At 52.2% G+C, this 17,244-nt stretch carries 19 protein-coding genes and 1 riboswitch; of the genes, 8 read left to right on the top strand and 11 right to left on the bottom strand.

Features of this window, described 5'->3' with window-relative positions; all coding sequences use genetic code 11:
* Positions 1-151 precede the first annotated feature (151 nt).
* The 5 genes from mgrB (at position 152) to rlmA (ending at position 2,603) form a co-directional block, all read left to right on the top strand.
* Positions 152-295: a PhoP/PhoQ regulatory lipoprotein MgrB gene (mgrB, locus tag FND52_RS18690; RefSeq protein WP_125291943.1), complete on the top strand. Its 144-nt coding sequence runs from the start codon at positions 152-154 to the stop codon at positions 293-295.
* 72 nt (positions 296-367) lie between these two features.
* A complete protein-coding gene (locus FND52_RS18685; protein ID WP_144132586.1) occupies positions 368-655 on the top strand; it encodes a YebO family protein in 288 nt (95 codons plus the stop codon).
* 634 nt (positions 656-1,289) lie between these two features.
* Positions 1,290-1,406 (top strand): DUF2627 domain-containing protein, encoded by a 117-nt coding sequence (locus FND52_RS18680; RefSeq protein ID WP_125291945.1) that lies wholly within the window; start codon positions 1,290-1,292, stop codon positions 1,404-1,406.
* A 39-nt stretch (positions 1,407-1,445) separates the two neighbouring features.
* Positions 1,446-1,655 (top strand): transcription antiterminator/RNA stability regulator CspE, encoded by a 210-nt coding sequence (cspE, locus tag FND52_RS18675; protein WP_001062678.1) that lies wholly within the window; start codon positions 1,446-1,448, stop codon positions 1,653-1,655.
* A 135-nt stretch (positions 1,656-1,790) separates the two neighbouring features.
* Positions 1,791-2,603 carry a 23S rRNA (guanine(745)-N(1))-methyltransferase gene (gene rlmA / locus FND52_RS18670; RefSeq protein WP_144132584.1) on the top strand — a complete coding sequence of 271 codons (813 nt, stop codon included), beginning with the start codon at positions 1,791-1,793 and terminating at the stop codon, positions 2,601-2,603.
* Here the strand turns inward: rlmA and mntP are convergent.
* From mntP to manX, 5 genes are all read right to left on the bottom strand, one after another.
* Positions 2,600-3,163: a manganese efflux pump MntP gene (gene mntP / locus FND52_RS18665; RefSeq protein ID WP_125291947.1), complete on the bottom strand. Its 564-nt coding sequence runs from the start codon at positions 3,161-3,163 to the stop codon at positions 2,600-2,602. The two genes, rlmA and mntP, sit on opposite strands and share 4 nt — an antisense overlap.
* Before the next feature lies 1 nt (position 3,164).
* A riboswitch (yybP-ykoY riboswitch) is annotated at positions 3,165-3,348 on the bottom strand.
* Positions 3,349-3,546: 198 nt separating this feature from the next.
* Complete coding sequence (locus FND52_RS18660; protein ID WP_144132582.1) at positions 3,547-4,005, bottom strand: DUF986 family protein; 459 nt, start codon at positions 4,003-4,005, stop codon at positions 3,547-3,549.
* A 63-nt stretch (positions 4,006-4,068) separates the two neighbouring features.
* Positions 4,069-4,929, bottom strand: a complete 861-nt coding sequence (locus FND52_RS18655; protein WP_167509382.1) for a PTS mannose transporter subunit IID — start codon at positions 4,927-4,929, stop codon at positions 4,069-4,071.
* Between the two features lie 12 nt (positions 4,930-4,941).
* Positions 4,942-5,742, bottom strand: coding sequence for a PTS mannose/fructose/sorbose transporter subunit IIC (locus tag FND52_RS18650; protein WP_125291950.1), 801 nt, complete (start codon positions 5,740-5,742; stop codon positions 4,942-4,944).
* A 67-nt stretch (positions 5,743-5,809) separates the two neighbouring features.
* Positions 5,810-6,790, bottom strand: a complete 981-nt coding sequence (manX, locus tag FND52_RS18645) for a PTS mannose transporter subunit IIAB (protein WP_144132580.1) — start codon at positions 6,788-6,790, stop codon at positions 5,810-5,812.
* Positions 6,791-7,254: 464 nt separating this feature from the next.
* On the opposite strand from manX, the gene yoaE reads away from it, so the two are divergent.
* Positions 7,255-8,814 carry a CNNM family cation transport protein YoaE gene (gene yoaE / locus FND52_RS18640; RefSeq protein WP_125291952.1) on the top strand — a complete coding sequence of 520 codons (1,560 nt, stop codon included), beginning with the start codon at positions 7,255-7,257 and terminating at the stop codon, positions 8,812-8,814.
* On the opposite strand, the gene FND52_RS18635 is transcribed toward yoaE, so the two are convergent.
* The 4 genes from FND52_RS18635 to pabB all read right to left on the bottom strand — a co-directional run bounded on the left by FND52_RS18635 (position 8,815) and on the right by pabB (position 14,032).
* Positions 8,815-10,413 (bottom strand): EAL domain-containing protein, encoded by a 1,599-nt coding sequence (locus tag FND52_RS18635; protein WP_144132578.1) that lies wholly within the window; start codon positions 10,411-10,413, stop codon positions 8,815-8,817.
* A gap of 121 nt (positions 10,414-10,534) precedes the next feature.
* A complete protein-coding gene (gene sdaA, locus FND52_RS18630; protein WP_144132576.1) occupies positions 10,535-11,899 on the bottom strand; it encodes an L-serine ammonia-lyase in 1,365 nt (454 codons plus the stop codon).
* Positions 11,900-12,079: 180 nt separating this feature from the next.
* On the bottom strand, positions 12,080-12,658 hold the full coding sequence (locus FND52_RS18625) for a CoA pyrophosphatase (protein WP_125291955.1): 579 nt from the start codon (positions 12,656-12,658) through the stop codon (positions 12,080-12,082).
* 9 nt (positions 12,659-12,667) lie between these two features.
* Entirely contained in the window at positions 12,668-14,032 is a 1,365-nt protein-coding gene (gene pabB, locus FND52_RS18620; protein ID WP_144132574.1) for an aminodeoxychorismate synthase component 1, read from the bottom strand.
* A 96-nt stretch (positions 14,033-14,128) separates the two neighbouring features.
* Between pabB and FND52_RS18615 the strand changes: the two genes are divergently transcribed.
* Positions 14,129-14,308 (top strand): YoaH family protein, encoded by a 180-nt coding sequence (locus FND52_RS18615; protein ID WP_125291957.1) that lies wholly within the window; start codon positions 14,129-14,131, stop codon positions 14,306-14,308.
* A gap of 59 nt (positions 14,309-14,367) precedes the next feature.
* On the opposite strand, the gene FND52_RS18610 is transcribed toward FND52_RS18615, so the two are convergent.
* Positions 14,368-14,796 carry a hypothetical protein gene (locus FND52_RS18610; RefSeq protein ID WP_144132572.1) on the bottom strand — a complete coding sequence of 143 codons (429 nt, stop codon included), beginning with the start codon at positions 14,794-14,796 and terminating at the stop codon, positions 14,368-14,370.
* A gap of 276 nt (positions 14,797-15,072) precedes the next feature.
* On the opposite strand from FND52_RS18610, the gene FND52_RS18605 reads away from it, so the two are divergent.
* A complete protein-coding gene (locus tag FND52_RS18605; RefSeq protein ID WP_167509381.1) occupies positions 15,073-16,803 on the top strand; it encodes a glycoside hydrolase family protein in 1,731 nt (576 codons plus the stop codon).
* Between the two features lie 57 nt (positions 16,804-16,860).
* On the opposite strand, the gene FND52_RS18600 is transcribed toward FND52_RS18605, so the two are convergent.
* Positions 16,861-17,205: a RidA family protein gene (locus tag FND52_RS18600; RefSeq protein ID WP_125291960.1), complete on the bottom strand. Its 345-nt coding sequence runs from the start codon at positions 17,203-17,205 to the stop codon at positions 16,861-16,863.
* Positions 17,206-17,244: the final 39 nt, after the last annotated feature.

The following is a 17,244-nucleotide window of genomic DNA, read 5'->3' as shown; positions in this document are numbered from 1 at the left end:
TCTCCTTGTTAGAGTGCGGCATCCAGCATGCCAGTTCAGGCGTAATTCTCAATCTGATGTTTCTTAATTGCCCGGGTTATTAGTAGCGTGATGATTGGTTTAAGATCCGCGTGCTAATCTGACGGGAATATGAGTCAAACTGGAGTTGTCAGTGAAAAAAGTGAAATGGGCACTGCTGGTCGTTGCGTTGCTGTTGGGCCTGATTTTATGGGCGCAAATGCTGAATGTGATCTGCGATCAGGATGTTCAGTTCTTCAGCGGGATTTGTGTGATTAACAAATATATTCCGTGGTAAATGTTTTTTGCATTGCCGATGTGATCGCGGTCGTCCGGTGCTACACTACTGCGCTTTACTGAGGTGGTTTTTATGAATGACATGATCAATTCCGGTGCGCTAAATGTTGCATCGATGGCGTTCTCTTTACTGGTTCTGGTGGTTGGGTTAGTGGTGTGGTTTTTCGTCAACCGCGCCAGCGTTAAGGCGAATGAGCAGATTGCCCTGCTGGAAGCGTTGCTCGATCAGCAAAAGCGCCAGACGGTGCTGCTACGCCGCATCTGTGAAGCCAATGAGCCAGAACAGCAAGCTGAAGAAGCGCCAGCACAGTCCCAGAAAGACGAAGACGACGGATTTATTCGTCTGGTCGCGGAACGTTAAGTTTTCCTTTCATTCAGGACAAGCCGCCGCAAGAATTGCTGGCGGCGTTAGACGCATCCGCTGAGAAACCAGGTATATTCGCACCGGTTAAAATTGGTCAATATTTGCCCTTTAACGCAGCGTGACATATATGGAATAATTATTAAGTTATTTCCCGAATGAAAATATATCCTGCAAAAAATAACTGGAAACTATTTCTGCACTTTACTCATGCATTGTCATTAGCCTGTCATTATTTTGGTGCAATTATTTAACGTATTTCGTTGTATTTAATTGTCATGCAAATCTGACTAATGTTGTGATGATTCCCACAGAATAGGCAACACCTGTTGTTCAATGCCCGTTAATTGGCTCTCTATCGCAAGATTCTTCTTTTTTATGGCAAATTTTGCCCCGTGACGTGGACGGCATTCCAGGTTTGAGCTATGTTAAAAAGGTTGTCTGCTCGCTGCATGTTGCCGAAGGACCCTGTGCTCAAGGCTTATCATATCAGCGTGTTACGTGTTGCCCTCTGGACAGCCCGTAGTCACTTATTGATTTGTGCGGCAGATCGATACGCGTTTAAAAATGGCTTGCCATTATATACGTTGTGTGTGATAACATTTTTTGGGTCAAACGAGGTATAGTTCTGTTTATGTGTGGCATTTTCAGTATAGAAGTCCTGAGTAAACACGTTGTCGTTGAATACTGCTTCTCTGCCGAACCTTTAATTAGTGCCTCATGCAGTAATGTCTCAGTTTTATCTCAATGAAGCCTGCGGGCGAAGAATACAATTTAAGGAATTTGCAAAATGGCAAAGATCAAAGGTCAAGTGAAGTGGTTCAACGAGTCTAAAGGTTTTGGTTTCATTACTCCGGCTGACGGCAGCAAAGACGTGTTCGTACACTTCTCTGCCATCCAGGGTAACGGCTTCAAAACCCTGGCTGAAGGCCAGAACGTAGAGTTCGAAATTCAGGACGGCCAGAAAGGCCCGGCAGCCGTTAACGTTACTGCTATCTGATCGAATTTCTGATGCGGTGCCTTGCGCATCGTTTCTCTAAAAAGCCTCGCTTAGCGAGGCTTTTTTGTTTCTGGCCCTTACCGCTGCGCGTCAATTCAGGCTACACTTGCGCGCTTTAAATCACCCGGAGTTGTTATGTTTACCTGCCCCCTCTGCCACGCCCCGCTGAGCGAAAATCCCACCCGTTACGCCTGCCCGCAGGGTCACCAGTTCGATAAGGCTAAAGAAGGGTATGTGAATTTACTGCCGGTGCAGTTTAAACACTCAAAACAGCCGGGCGATAATGCAGAGATGATGCAGGCGCGCCGCGCATTTCTTGATGCCGGGCATTATCAGGCGCTGCGCCAGCGGGTTGCTGAGCTGCTTGAAAAATACCTGCCTGAGCAAGCCAACGCGGTACTGGATATTGGCTGTGGGGAAGGGTATTACACTGCGGTGTTCGCCGATGTGGCATTGGCCCATGGGGCAAAAACCTGTGGGCTGGACGTATCAAAAATCGCGATTCGCTACGCGGCTAAGCGCTACCCCAACGTGACCTTTTGCGTTGCTTCCAGCCACCGTTTGCCGTTCGCGGACGCCTCGCTGGATGCGGTAATTCGTATTTACGCCCCGTGCAACGCACAAGAACTGGCAAGAGCCGTGAAGCCAGGGGGATGCGTGATTACCGTAGTTCCCGGTCCGCGTCATCTGATGCAGCTGAAGGGATTGATTTACGATGAAATCAAACTGCACGCCACTGAGGGTGAAGCGTTAGCCGGATTTACCTTGAAGGAAGAAGTTCAGCTTGCTTACGCAATGGCCCTGAAGGCGGAGCACGCCGTAGCGCTGTTGCAAATGACGCCGTTTGCCTGGCGGGCGCGCCCGGAGGTGTGGGCGGCGCTGAGCGCGGTGGAAACATTTGATTGTGAAACCGATTTCTGTATCCGCGTCTGGCAACGCGCCAGTTAAGCGAAGTGGCTCCAGAGGATCTGTGCGCCAATACCCATCAGTACCAGCCCGCCGAGAATTTCAGCGCGCTTGCCCAGCAGTGGGCCAATAAAGCGGCCCAGCATAATGCCCAGCGTGGACATAATCAGCGTCGCGCAGCCAATCGCCAGTGCAGTATAGATGATATTGGCTTGCAGAAACGCCAGACCCACGCCGACGGCCATTGCGTCGATGCTGGTGGCAAATGCGGTGGTGACTAATAACCAGACGCTGTGGCGGCGCAGCTGCGTTGTCTCTTCTTCGGAACCGCCGCGCACGCCTTCAATAACCATTCGCACGCCGAGGAACATCAGCAGGGCGAAGGCGATCCAGTGATTCCACTCAAGCACAAATTTTGAGGCGAACAGGCCCAATGCCCAGCCGATCAGCGGGGTGAGGGTTTCAATCACGCCAAAAATCAGGCCGATGCGTATCGCCTGCGAAAGTCTGGGTTTGTGAAGGGTTGCGCCTTTACCAATCGATGCGGCGAAAGCGTCCATCGACATGCCGAATGCGAGAAGAAGGGTTGCGGAAAGATTCATTAAAGCGTCCTGACCGGGATATCCATATACACAGCCACTGCCCCGGTAAACAGCAGTGAATGTGCCTATGGTCTCGCTTGACTAAGAGGGCTCTCAGTCCGTACGCGCCACGTTGTTACAACGAGTATGTTGACACGTACATTTCCAGCAATTGCGGAAATTAGCTACTCCCCAATGACGGGCGCAACAGTATCATATTCAGGAAATATAAAACAACCCACAAAAGTTGTTATTTTTCAAACTAATTGATAACGATTTTCATTTGATATCATTAGTGATCAAAAGGTTAATAAATAGTTTTAAGATTTGCTGTGAATAATATAGCCATGGCTATATTCGCGCTCAAATTACCACCACAAATATAGACAAGGCTATTATTCAACCTATTGACTATTAACGAGAAGTTTATAAATCTTTTCCAGGTCGTCAATATTCTTTACCCGGATAAGCAGGCGGCGCTGCTCTAATTGCATCACCAGTACGCCGTCTTCAGATAAATTCATGGCTTTAATGCGGTTATATTCTATCCATGCGTTGGCGAAGAAAAAGCCATCAGTTTTGAAAATAATTTTCGGCTGACGAAACCAAAAAAGATAAATCGCCATCAGCGCCAGCGCGCCTAATAGCCAGGTCGTTAACGGCGCGCCGTGTGAGGCAATATTGTTATAAATCAGTATCGCAACCAGCCCGACGAAAATCGCGCCGTCGACGCGGCTGCGGCGCAGCAGGGGGATGGTTAACAGCGTGGCGCCTTTGCGTTTCGCCATTATGACGTCGTCATAAATGGCAAAGGCCAGCAGCACCAGAATAAACAGGATCAGTACCCAGTCCGTCAGCGTCATACAAACTCCCTAATAAAAAACCGGGAGCAAGCTCCCGGTTGTAAACCTCAGGAAAACCGTATCTTACAGCCCAAGCAGCCCGATCGCATAGCCAACGATACCGATCACGAAGAAGCCCACGATAATCCACAGCGGGTTAACTTTCTTACGCAGCAGCCACATACAGGCGAAGGTTAACAGCAGCGGTACCAGGCCCGGCATTAGCTGATCGAGAATGGTTTGCACGGTGGTCACTTTTTCCGCACCGGTCTGGTCGGTAATACGCGACACCACCAGCGGGATATTCACGTGCGTCCACTTGTTGACCAACGCCCCCATAACAAACAGGCCGAGAATTGACGCCCCCTCGGTCAGTTTTTGCAGGAAGCCGCCGCCCATATCCTTAACGATATCGATCCCCTTACGGTAGCCGTAAGCCACGCCGTAATAGCGCGTCGCGAGGCGCACCGCGTTAAACAGGATAAAGAACAGCAGCGGCCCCAGCAGGCTACCGCTCATGGCGATACCCGCGCCCAATGCGGCAAATACCGGACGCACCGTACCCCAGAAAATCGGGTCGCCAACGCCCGCCAGCGGCCCCATCAGACCCACTTTGATACCGTTAATCGCACCATCGTCAATTTCTGCACCGTTAGCGCGTTGCTCTTCCATCGCCAGCGTTACGCCCAGAACCGGCGCAGCCACATAGGGGTGGGTGTTGAAAAACTCCAGATGGCGTTTAATTGCCTGGCGGCGCGCCTCGTTGTTTTCCGGATAAAGGCGCTTAATCGCCGGGATCATTGAGAAGCAGAAACCCAGCGCCTGCATACGTTCGAAGTTCCATGAACCCTGGAACAGGTTAGAACGAATAAACACGCCGCGAATATCGCTTTGGGTGAGCTTTTTCTCACCGGTAGTCGCCGTACTTTTTGTCATATCAACCATTTCGCTCACCTGTTAGTCCAGTTCGTTATCAAGATCGTTAGCGCCAGCGGCCGGTGCAGGCGCGGCGGCGGAACGGTTGTATTTCGGGCTAAGTTGGATGTAGAGGATGGCCATTACTGCGCCAATCACACCCAGGGCAACCAGGTTGAAGTTGGTGAACGCGGCGGTGACGAAGCCGAGATAGAAGAACGGCATCAGGTAACCGGCGCGCATCATGTTGATGACCATCGCATAACCGACCACCACGATCATACCGCCCGCGATGTTCAGACCGCTGGTCACCACTTCAGGAATGGCGTTCAGCATATTCTGCACTTCGCTGGTGCCCACGGACACTGCCACGATCACCGCCGGGATAGCGATACGCATGGCCTGCAGGAACAACGAGGAAACGTGGATCCACGACAGGGCGGTGAGATTGCCTTTTTCCGCCGCGCTGTCCGCCGCGTGCTGGAAGCCCACAGTGATGGTACGCACGATAATGGTCAGTACCTGGCCTGCCGCCGCCAGCGGGATCGCCAGCGCGATACCGGCACCGATGCTTTGATGACCGGCAATAACCAGGATGGTTGAGATAATGGACGCCAGGGCGGCATCAGGGGCGACTGCCGCACCGATGTTCATCCAGCCGAGGGCGATCATTTCCAGGGTACCACCGATAATGATACCGGTCTTCATATCGCCCAGTACGGCCCCGACGAGGGTACAGGCGATAAGTGGACGGTGAAACTGAAATTCATCGAGTACCGACTCCATACCCGCGATACACGCAACGATGAACACCAGCACAATCTGAAGAGTGGTAATCTCCATTGTACTTCTCCTATAGCATTGACAGACTTAAGTGTGAAAGCTGAAAAACGTCGTTCCGGTTCCGCGGTTATGGCGTCACTTTGCGGAGTAAATCCATCATTTTCAGTTTTTGATCGTTGGAGACTTTGCGGACTTCAAGCTCAATGCCGCGCGCGTTCAGTTTGTTGAAGGCGTCGATATCGTTGCTGTCCACGGAAACCGCGTTATTCACCTGGGTTTTACCCTGACGGTAGGCCATACCGCCAATATTTACCGAGGTAATATTCACGCCGCCTTCCACCACGCGCTCAACGTCGGTGGGGTTGGTAAACAGCAACATCACGCGCTCACGGGCGTATTTCGGGTTGTTGTAGACGCGGATCATCTTGGCGACATCCACCACGTGGGCAGTTACGCCGGGCGGGGCGACCTGGGTAAGCAGGGTTTTGCGCACCGTGTCCGCAGCCACTTCATCACTGACCACGATGATGCGTGAGACGTTAGTTTCTTTTGTCCAGCGGGTGGCGACCTGGCCGTGGATTAAACGGTCATCGATACGGGCAAGGCCGATCACCATATAATCGTCCGGACCCATGGGTTTTGCCGGCGTTGCGGCTTTTGGTGCAGCCGCAGCCGCAGTGGGCGCAGCGGCAGGAGCGGCTTTTTCGACCGGTTTCGCCTTCAGCGCCTTCACGCCTTCGCGTCCGGTTTCCACCGCCAGCGCGACCAGCTCATCGAATGAGGGGTTATCGTCGCGCGCCATTAAGGTTTCGACCAACATCGGAATGTTGACCCCAGCAATCACTTCATGGTGCTCTTTATCGACGACAATACGGCTGGCAGCGTTAAACGGGCTGCCGCCCCAGGTATCGACGAGAAACAGCACGCCCTGGCGGGTATCGAGTTTCGATAACTGGGCAGTGTATTTTTCGATCAGTGTTTCCGCGTTCTCACCGGGAACAAAATCAATCCAACCCACATTTTCTTGCTCGCCCAACAGCATCTCGGCGGTTTTGAGCAGTTGCTCGGCGGCCCAACCGTGAGTGCCTATGACAATAGCAATAGTCATGTGCTACCTCCTTTATTGTATTAACACCCTCGTAACGAGAGCATCGCGAATCATGACTGGCTTACCGAATCGATTCAGATAAGGGGTTTATTGAGACAAATGCCTAATCCGTGATTTATTTTAGATAGTGAAAAAATAATTTATGTGATGAAGATCCGTAATTTAGCTTAAGCCGATCGGTAAAAAAGGCTGCAAAAAATGATGAACCCTGACTGTGTCAGCAAAATTGCAAATTCTGGTAAATCTTTGCAAAAGGCTGATTCCCTTTGCTAATGTATGCTTCCTATTAATTATCAGGAGTAGCGGGCAGCAGCCCACCGTATGGACCGTCACCGACGTCATTTCACTTCCGCCTGTTCTCAGGCCACTCGTCATACCGACGCATCACACCTAATGTTAGCTACTGTTCTTGCGCCCGCGAATTGTGCGGTGCCGTTTAGTCATTCCTTCAGCAGGAGCCTGTTATGGAATTATTAATGGACCCCTCGATTTGGGCGGGTTTGCTGACGCTTGTGGTACTGGAAATCGTTCTTGGTATCGATAACCTGGTGTTTATCGCCATCCTCGCGGACAAACTGCCGCCAAAGCAGCGTGACAAAGCCCGTTTAATTGGCTTGTCCCTGGCGCTGATTATGCGTCTGGGCCTGCTGTCGCTGATTTCCTGGATGGTCACGCTGACGCGGCCGCTGTTCAGCGTGATGGATTTCACCTTCTCTGGACGCGACCTGATTATGCTGCTCGGGGGCCTGTTCCTGCTGTTTAAGGCCACCACCGAACTGCATGAACGGCTGGAGAACAAGCAGCACGATGATGCCCACGGTAAAGGCTATGCCAGCTTCTGGGTGGTCGTCGTACAGATTGTGATCCTTGATGCGGTGTTCTCTCTCGATGCGGTGATTACCGCGGTGGGGATGGTGAACCATCTGCCGGTAATGATGGCGGCGGTGATTATTGCCATGGCGGTAATGCTGCTGGCGTCCAAACCGCTGACGCGCTTTGTGAACCAGCATCCGACGGTGGTGGTGCTCTGTCTGAGCTTCCTGCTGATGATCGGTCTGAGCCTGGTGGCGGAAGGTTTCGGCTTCCATATTCCGAAAGGCTACCTGTACGCGGCTATCGGCTTCTCGATCCTGATCGAACTGTTTAACCAGATTGCCCGTCGCAACTTCGTTAAGCATCAGTCGCGGCTGCCGCTGCGCGCCAGAACGGCGCAGTCCATCCTGAGCCTGATGGGCGGCCATAAGAAAGGCAACGTCCAGCCGGAAGCGGAAGGTAATGCCATGGTGCCGATCCCGGAAGAAGCCTTCGCCCACGAAGAACGCTACATGATTAACGGCGTTCTGACCCTGGCGTCGCGTTCCCTGCGCAGCATCATGACGCCGCGCGGCGAAATCAGCTGGGTGGACGCGGAACTGAGCGTGGATGAAATCCGCGAGCAGCTGTTGTCATCGCCGCACAGTTTGTTCCCGGTGTGCCGTGGCGAACTGGATGAAGTCATCGGCATTGTGCGCGCTAAAGAATTGCTGGTGGCGCTGGAAGAGGGCGTGGACGTGGCGGCGATCGCGGCGCAGTCCCCGGCGATTGTGGTGCCGGAAACCCTGGATCCGATCAACCTGCTAGGCGTGCTGCGTCGCGCTCGCGGCAGCTTCGTTATCGTGACTAACGAATTTGGCGTGGTGCAGGGCCTGGTGACGCCGCTGGACGTGCTGGAAGCGATTGCCGGTGAATTCCCGGACGCGGACGAAACCCCGGAAATCGTGGCGGATGGCGACGGCTGGCTGGTCAAAGGCGGTACCGACCTGCACGCTTTGCAGCAGCATGTGAACGTTTCTACGCTGGTCAATGATGAAGACGACATTGCCACCGTGGCGGGTCTGGTGATTGCGGTTAACGGCCAAATCCCACGCGTTGGCGACGTGCTGGACGTTGCGCCGCTGCGCATCACCATCGTTGAAGCCAACGATTACCGCGTGGATTTGGTTCGCGTCGTCAAGGATGAACCCGAACACGACGAAGAAGAGTAATCAGCGCAGCGTTAACGCTGACATATGTCGATCGTTGTTAATGGCAGGTGGCGGTAAGTCACCTGCCAGCCAGCGCGGGAAATCAGCAATCGGCATTGGCTTCGCGTATAAATATCCCTGCAATATCGCCACGCCGTGACGGCGCAAATAGCCTTCCTGCTGTTCTGTTTCTACCCCTTCCGCCACCAGATTAATCCGCAGCCGTTTACCCAGCGCGATAATAATATCCGTCACCGTGGAGTTCACCGCGTCGGTGCCAATCGCGGCGGTAAAGCTTTTATCTATCTTCAGCACATTGGGGTGCAGGCGCTCCAGATAGGCCAGCGAGCTCTGCCCGGTGCCAAAATCGTCAATCGCCAGCTCCACGCCCATCTGGTGCAGCTCGCGCACCACGCGGTAATCCATATCCGGTAGCGCGTCGCGTTCCGTTAACTCCAGCATCAACTGTTGTTCAGGCTGATTGGCGAACCAGACGCGGCGTAAATCATCAATAATCACCCCGTTATGAAAATGGCTGGCCGCCACGTTGATGCCGATATGAAACTGCTCCGACCCCGGGAAGAGATGCCGTTGGCGTACGGTTTCTGCCAGCACATAGCGGGTGAGCGGTGCGATTAGACCCTGCTGCTCGGCGAGGGGGATAAACACGTCCGGAGAGATCCATCCCTGGCGCGGATTGTTCCAGCGCAGCAGGATCTCCACGCCGACGCAGTGCCGATCGCGCGCCCGTACCAGCGGCTGGCAAAAAACTTCAAACTCACGGGCGGCGATGCCCAGATTGATTTCCCAGGAAAAACTCATCCGCGTTGCGCTGGCAAGCCAGGTGATATAGCCGATCAGCAGGCTAAGCATCAGCGCCAGCGGTAGCTGGGCGGGCAGGCTTTGCAGCGCCACTCTCTCCGGCGACGGCCCGGTGGCGATCACCGCAAACGGGTAGCGGCTGGAGTGATAACGATGTTCAGCGTGGCCCCTGGCGAGCGGCAGTTGGTTATCGTAAATGGTCTGCCCGATCAGATATTGATTCGCCACGTTGAGCACCGCCTGGGTGATTAACGGCGGACGCGGCTGAAGCGTCAGCCCTGCCAGCAGTTCGATATTCACCACCTGCATCACGCCGCTTTGTCCGTCCAGGCTCGACGGCTCCCACAGCAGCAAAATCGGCGAGCCCTTTAACAGCGATCCGGCAGTGGAAAGCGTCATCAGCGGGTACACCGACGGCAGTTTGGGCTGCAGCTGATTAATCGGAATATCGCGCTGACCAAAAATACTCGAGCAATACAGGGTGCCATCTTTTACCAGCGCGATGGAGCGCACCGTTTGCAGGCGTGCCGCCTGCTCGCGTAGCTGATACTGCGTCATATCACAGGGGATACCGGGCAGCGTCACCAGCGATTTTCGTGCTATCTCGATAGGCTCTAACACCTTTTCCAGCGAGGCAATCGCGCGTTGACTGTACTCGACGATTTCATGCCGGTTATCGCTGCGTTCGGTGACATAACGCAGGCCCAGCGTCACGATAAGGGTCAGGATGGCAAGTACTATACAAAGAATGAATCGTCTACGCCGGTAGTGGTAAATGATGCGCTGGGCTGTTTGCATCTCCGTAGCCTCTCAAGACCTCTCCCGAGGGTGGAGAAGTGAACATTGAAAGTGTAGTGGGGATTATTTATGACGAAACCGCGACAGATAAAAAAAGCGCCGCGAATGCGGCGCTGGATGCTTAGTTACACTGGACTTTAATCGCCAGCCCGCCGCGCGAGGTTTCGCGGTATTTGGCGTTCATATCTTTGCCGGTTTCGTACATGGTCTCGATGACTTTATCCAGCGAAACGCGCGGCGCGCTGGTGCGGCGCATCGCCATACGGGAGGCGTTGATCGCCTTAACCGACGCGATAGCGTTACGCTCAATGCACGGCACCTGCACCTGGCCGGCGACCGGGTCGCAGGTCAGACCGAGGTTATGCTCCATGCCGATTTCTGCCGCCACGCAAACCTGTTCCGGGCTGGCACCGAGAATTTCCGCCAGGCCGGCTGCCGCCATGGAGCAGGCCACGCCCACTTCACCCTGGCAACCCACTTCAGCACCGGAAATTGACGCGTTCATTTTGTACAGTGCGCCAATCGCTCCGGAGGCCAGGAAATAGCGGATATACACATCCGGCGTCACCGGTTCGATAAAGTGATCGTAATAAGCCAGCACCGCCGGAACGATACCGCATGCCCCGTTGGTCGGCGCGGTCACCACGCGGCCCCCCGCGGCGTTTTCTTCATTTACCGCCAGCGCGAACATATTGACCCAGTCGATCACGGTCATTGGGTCTTTATTGTTCTTATCACTGGATACCAGCATTCTGCGCAGCGCGGAGGCGCGACGCGGCACGCGCAGCGGGCCAGGCAGTACCCCTTCGGTATTCATACCGCGATCGATGCATGCCTGCATGGTGCGCCAGACGTTGCCGAAATAGTCTTCGATTTCCTGCTTCGTATGCAGCGCCAATTCGTTTTTCATCACCAGACCGGAGACAGACAAACCGGTGTCATTGCAGTAATCCAGCAGCGCCTGGGCGGATTTAAACGGATACGGGACGTTCACGTCGCCGCTGGCGTCTTTACCGAAATGGGCTTCATCGACGATAAATCCGCCGCCGATGGAATAGTAGGTATTGCTGTAGATCTCTTTGTCGCCGCTCCAGGCGGTAATACGCATGGCGTTTTCATGCAGCGGCAGGTTGTCGCTTTGAAAACGCATGCCGTTGTCTTTCGGGAAATCCACTTCATGGCGACCCTGAGCCAGCAGCAGGCGCTCGCGGGTTTCAACATCGCGGATAAACGCCGGGATGCTGTCAATATCAACGGTATCAGGTAGATTACCCGCCAGACCCATAATGATAGCGATATCAGTATGATGGCCTTTGCCGGTAAGAGAAAGCGAGCCGTAAACGTCGACCGCTACGCGGGTAACGTCTTCCAGTAATCCTTTTTCGACCAGATCATCGACGAACTGCTTCCCTGCCTTCATCGGTCCAACGGTATGGGAAGAGGAGGGACCAATGCCCACCTTAAACATGTCGAATATACTAATCACAGTAAAAACTCCTGCCAGGGGCACCCTTTTGGGTGACGATGTTAGAACAACGCTTATTTTAAGAGTTTATTGTTCGGCACAGTTAATTATTCACATGAATAAAACTAATGTCTCAGACAATATTCCCTAATAAAGTGTCGCCAGACCCCACAAAAAACAGGGATTATGCTGTCATTATAGTTAAGGTTTCATGCCGATTTGCAGAGCCAGTTCACGAATAATGCCCGCCGTCATGCCCCAGACAAAGTAGTGCTCATACCACGACAGCCAGACGCGGTGATCGTTGCCGCGCCGGTGGATATCCAGCGGATGGTAGCGCCCAAGGCGCAGCGCCTCGTCCAGCGGCATTTCAAACACCGCCGATACTTCCTCTTCGCTGGCGTGATAGGGCAGGTCAGGCGGGATGATCCCCACTACCGGTGTGACCTGGAAGCCGGTGACGCTGTCCACCGTAGGCAGCACGCCAATCACTTCTACCGACTCCGGCGGGATCGCCACTTCTTCCTGGGCTTCGCGCAGCGCAGCGGCAATCAGGGAACTGTCCTCGGGATCGCGTGCGCCGCCGGGGAACGCCACTTGTCCGGCGTGTTTACGCATCCGCGTTGAACGCTGGGTGAGCAGCAAACCGGGAACCGGGCGGCGCACAATCGGCACCAGCACTGCGGCCTGGCGCTGATTAATCGAATGGCGGCTAATCTCCGGGCGTAATAACTGAAAACGGGCTAAAAAACTGTCCAGCGTCATCGGCGGATTGCTCATGGGGCTCCTTCACAGGTGATTAAGGATACGATTAACTTTATCAAAAGTTTCCTGATATTCCGCCGCTTCGTCGCTGTCCGCCACGATGCCGCCGCCCGCCGAGCAGTACAGCGTCCCGTCCTGCGCGGTTACGGTGCGGATGGTGATGCTGGTATCCATATTGCCGCAGAAACTGATGTAGCCGATGCTGCCGCACCAGGCGTTACGCCGCTGGGGCTCCAGTTCTTCGATAATCTCCATCGCCCGCACCTTCGGCGCGCCGGTAATCGATCCACCGGGGAAACTGGCGCGCAGCAGATCGGTGGCATGAAGATGCGCGGGCAGGGTAGCGGTAATCGTGCTCACCAGATGGTGCACCGCCGGGAAAGGCTCCACCACAAAAAGCTCCGGCACTTTGACGCTGCCCGGCACCGCGACGCGTCCGATATCGTTACGCAGCAGATCGACAATCATTAAATTTTCCGCCCGGTCTTTGGGCGATGCGGTCAGCTTTTGCGCCTGCAAGGCATCTTGCTCAGCATCGGCCAGGCGCGGCAGCGTGCCTTTGATGGGCCGCGTCTGGATTTGATCGCCTTGCAGCAAAATAAAGCGCTCCGGCGACAGGCTGAGAATCGCCTGTTCCGGCAAGCGCAAAAAGGCGCTGAACGGCGCGCGATTGGCGGCATTGAGCTGCAAAAACGCCTGCCACTCATCCCCCTGATAGGTCGCCTGAAAACGCTGCGCCAGATTGACCTGATAACAGTCGCCGCTTTGCAGCCAGGCCTGAATCTGACGGAATTTGGCACCGTATTCCTCGCGGCTCATATTGACGGACCAGTCGGAGGTGCGTTCAAACGGTGCAGTCTGCGGCCCGCACTGCTGTTCCAGCCAGGCGAGGCGCGCTTCGGCGTCATCCCAGCTCAGCAACGTCAGGGTCTGGCGATGGTGATCGGCAATCAGCGCCCAGTCGTAAATCCCCACCGCCATATCGGGCGCGTTAACGTCCTGCCCGGCTATCACTGGCAGCTTTTCGAAGCGTCGCCCGAGATCGTAGCCGAACAATCCCAGCGCGCCGCCCTGGAAAGGCAGGTCAGAGGCAGCGTCAGGATGAATCTTCAGCGACGCCAGCGCCGACTTCAACAGCGCTAACGGGCATTCATTAGAGGTCTGAATCTTGTCGCCGGTATCAATAACGGTCGAGCAACCGACGGTTTGCAGGGTGATTTTCGGGTCGGCCACCAAAATATCAAACCGGTTATGGGCATGATCGGCAAAACCGGAATGCAGCAGCATCGCCCAGGGCTGGTGGTGCAGGGGGGCAAAACGGGTCAACAGCGCATCAGATTGCCAGGGCAGCGTAACCGACTTCAGGCCGGAGCAGTGGATTGTTTGCATCGCTAAACTCATCAACACGGGTTGCCTGCGCGCCGTGGTTGGCGCAATCGGGGCAACGTGAAATAATAACCGCCAGCAATGTAACAGGAGTCAACCATGTTTGCAGGATTACCTTCACTCACCCATGAACAGCAGCAGCAGGCAGTCGAGCGGATTCAGGAACTGATGGCGCAGGGTTTAAGCAGCGGCCAGGCTATCGCCCAGGTGGCGGAAGAAATTCGCGCGACTCATAAGGGCGACCGTATCGTCGCCCGTTTTGAGGATGAAGACGAGTAGTACATGCTACGCCAACAGCAGGTTATATGAGCTGAAACACATTAAATGGCGCGTCAGCGTCATTTATTCATGTTAATCCAGTTAATCTTTTGCCATACGCTACGGGTTGTCATCGTTGCTTTAGTCAGATGACCACTGACAACATTGATAGCGATGTGAACTACTTTTTGATCTAAAGGATTAATACCATCCTGTAACACGGAATATTCAACAGGAGATAAATTAATAAGGACAGGAAGGTTTCCATCTGCTGGTTTAATGGTTAAGTATTGTGCAGAACCGCCAGAGTTGTCATGATAACTATTGATTAACTCAATTTTTAATAGCGTATCTGACTCGATATTGTAATTGAGAACCCCCAAAGAAAGAGTTAGCATGAATACATCACCTTTAACACTTGTTGAAAATATATCAGGTGGATTTATGGTTTTAAGAGTTTGATCTAAATTTATTTCTTTACTTTCTGTGACATAATACACGTTTTCCATATGTTTTTCCTATGCATACCGATTAAATTTATAAACTATATCAAATAAATGCAACGAATTATTCAATAGTATGTTTTATGTTAGTGGACTATAGCTTTGCTATCACCATTGATATTTTTATTGAGTGAGAATTATGCGTAGGCTAATGTACAATATTAATTGATTTAAATGTGAGATTATTATGTGCGTTTTTACACAATAAAATATTAGGGCAAAGTGATATAGACAATTAAAATAATTTAGTATCATTTTAATATGCTAACCCCAGGAGTAAACATGGAATTTTCCAGGCGAGGTCTGTTAGCCTTTGGTGGGGCAGGATTAGTAGGTGCTGCGGCATCATCTGCGTTTAGTCATATGCAAGTAATCGAACCCAAAGAATGGATTGTTGGCGATCACGGTGGGGATTACGGGCCGGAAAAAGACATTAGTGATGCGTTTAATAAAACCATCAAAGCCAAAGGTAGCAGGTCTGGGCGAGTTATTGTTCCATATGTTAATGGCCTATTGTTGGTGGGCAAAGAGAGTTTACTGATACCAGACAATACAGAAATCGATTTTTGCGATAATGTAATTAAACTTCAGAATGGTGCGTCCAAATATTTGCTCGCCAACCAGAAAACCAGCGATGTTATTTCAGGGCGGGTTGTTATAAGAAATGCGACTTTTGATGGCAATAAGCGTGGAGGGCAAGCCAGACGCTATGATCGCGTAACCAAAGATAAAGTCTGGGGTGATATTTATGATTATAAAGATAATTATCCCGGCTTCTGTCTGATGTTTGATCGAATAAAAGAGTTAATTGTCGACAATGTTAAAATTGTTGATCCCGAAAGTTGGGGGATTGCACATTTCCTGTGCGATACAGCCAGTTTTTCGAATATCAGTATTATCAGCCAAAGCGGTATTGGCCTCAACGGCGATGGGATTACGGGTGTCGCAACGCGCGATATCTTAATCATGAATCTTCATGGTTATACTAATGATGATATGATCGGCATTTCTGCCTCACGAGCCACGGTGCAGGAATATAGTATTTTCAATCCAGGCCAGGGTCGTGATGTTGAGAGCGTAACGGTAAGAAATTTACGCAGCGAACAACAAAATCAGACATGGAGTATGGTTGGCATCGGTCTTTATTTTTCAGATGATAAAACAATCAGAAATATTGATATCGCAGGAGTTGAAGGGTGTTTTCTTAAACATATTATCCGCCTTGGCAATTACTGGGCGATGAGTTCCGCTACGGGAATTGATAATCTGGAGATCACTCATCTTCATGCCACTACGATTTATCCGGGAAGTGCAGATGTGTACTTGTTTTCCGGAAACGTAAATCAGTTGTCTGTTATTAAATCAAAAATATCCAGATTGTTAACAACGTCGCCCGGTTATTACAACGGCGGAGAAAATGCCGTTCTGTATCTGGAGAATGGGACTGTCGGAAATGTCTGGTTCGATAATTTCATTTACCAAAGTGAGTTTTTATCAGTAGATAATGCACTTTATAATACTTTGGTGGTCTGCGGAGTTAATGGGCAGGTTGACAGGATTTCATTTGATATTCACATTATTTCTGATAAAAGTAACAATTATCAATTGTTAAAAAAAGATCAAGCATCTGAGGATTTCACTACACTTGATATAGTCTCATGCTTATCAAATAGCGACATAATGACATATTCAAATATGACTAACTCGCAAAAAGTTGTGCCGGGTAATGTTTTTAATGTCAAAATATGTGAATCGCTGGGCGGTGAAAGTACTATCAACCGGGCTGGTGGCGATGTCTGGATCGATGGTACGGTAGATGTTGCCGGAGATGTATTATCAATTCCGCACTGGTGTACACCGCGCCAGCCCAAAATAACCCGCTGTTATAATCGCGATGCGTTGCAGCAAAGATATGTCGCACGTATTGATACTCAGGGCGCAATTGCGATTTTGCAAAAACCGCGGCGCGTTAAAAAAATAATTTTTGATGGTGCGGGCTGGAAATGCATATAGTCGCCGGCGCTGTAGTGAGTAGCAAGCGAGTAAATGCATACTCGCTTGCAAAGCGCTTTACACCGCCGCAATAATCTTAATTTCCACCTTGTATTGCGGCTTCATCAGTTTTGCTTCGACGGTGCAACGCACCGGCGCGTGACCGGCTGCCACCCAGGCGTCCCAGGCTTCATTCATCTGCGCGAAATCGGCGCGATCGGCGAGAAAAATCGTCGCGTCGAGAATGCGGGTTTTGTCGCTGCCCTGGGCCTGCAGCATTTCATCAATCTGCGCCAGAATATCCGCGGTCTGGGCACGCGCATCGGCATCGGTATTTTCCGGCACGCCGGTATAGTAGAGGGTCTGGTTGTAAATCACGGCGTCGGACCAGCGGGCTTCCGGGTTGATGCGAAGGATTGTCATCGTTATGTCCTTATGGTTTTGAAAGAGTGCCAGACTGCC

Origin of the sequence: Atlantibacter subterraneus (assembly GCF_007570865.1) — a bacterium.
GTDB lineage: Bacteria > Pseudomonadota > Gammaproteobacteria > Enterobacterales > Enterobacteriaceae > Atlantibacter > Atlantibacter subterraneus.
Note: the sequence above shows the minus strand (reverse complement) of the source record. Positions and strands in the feature narration are given on the sequence as shown.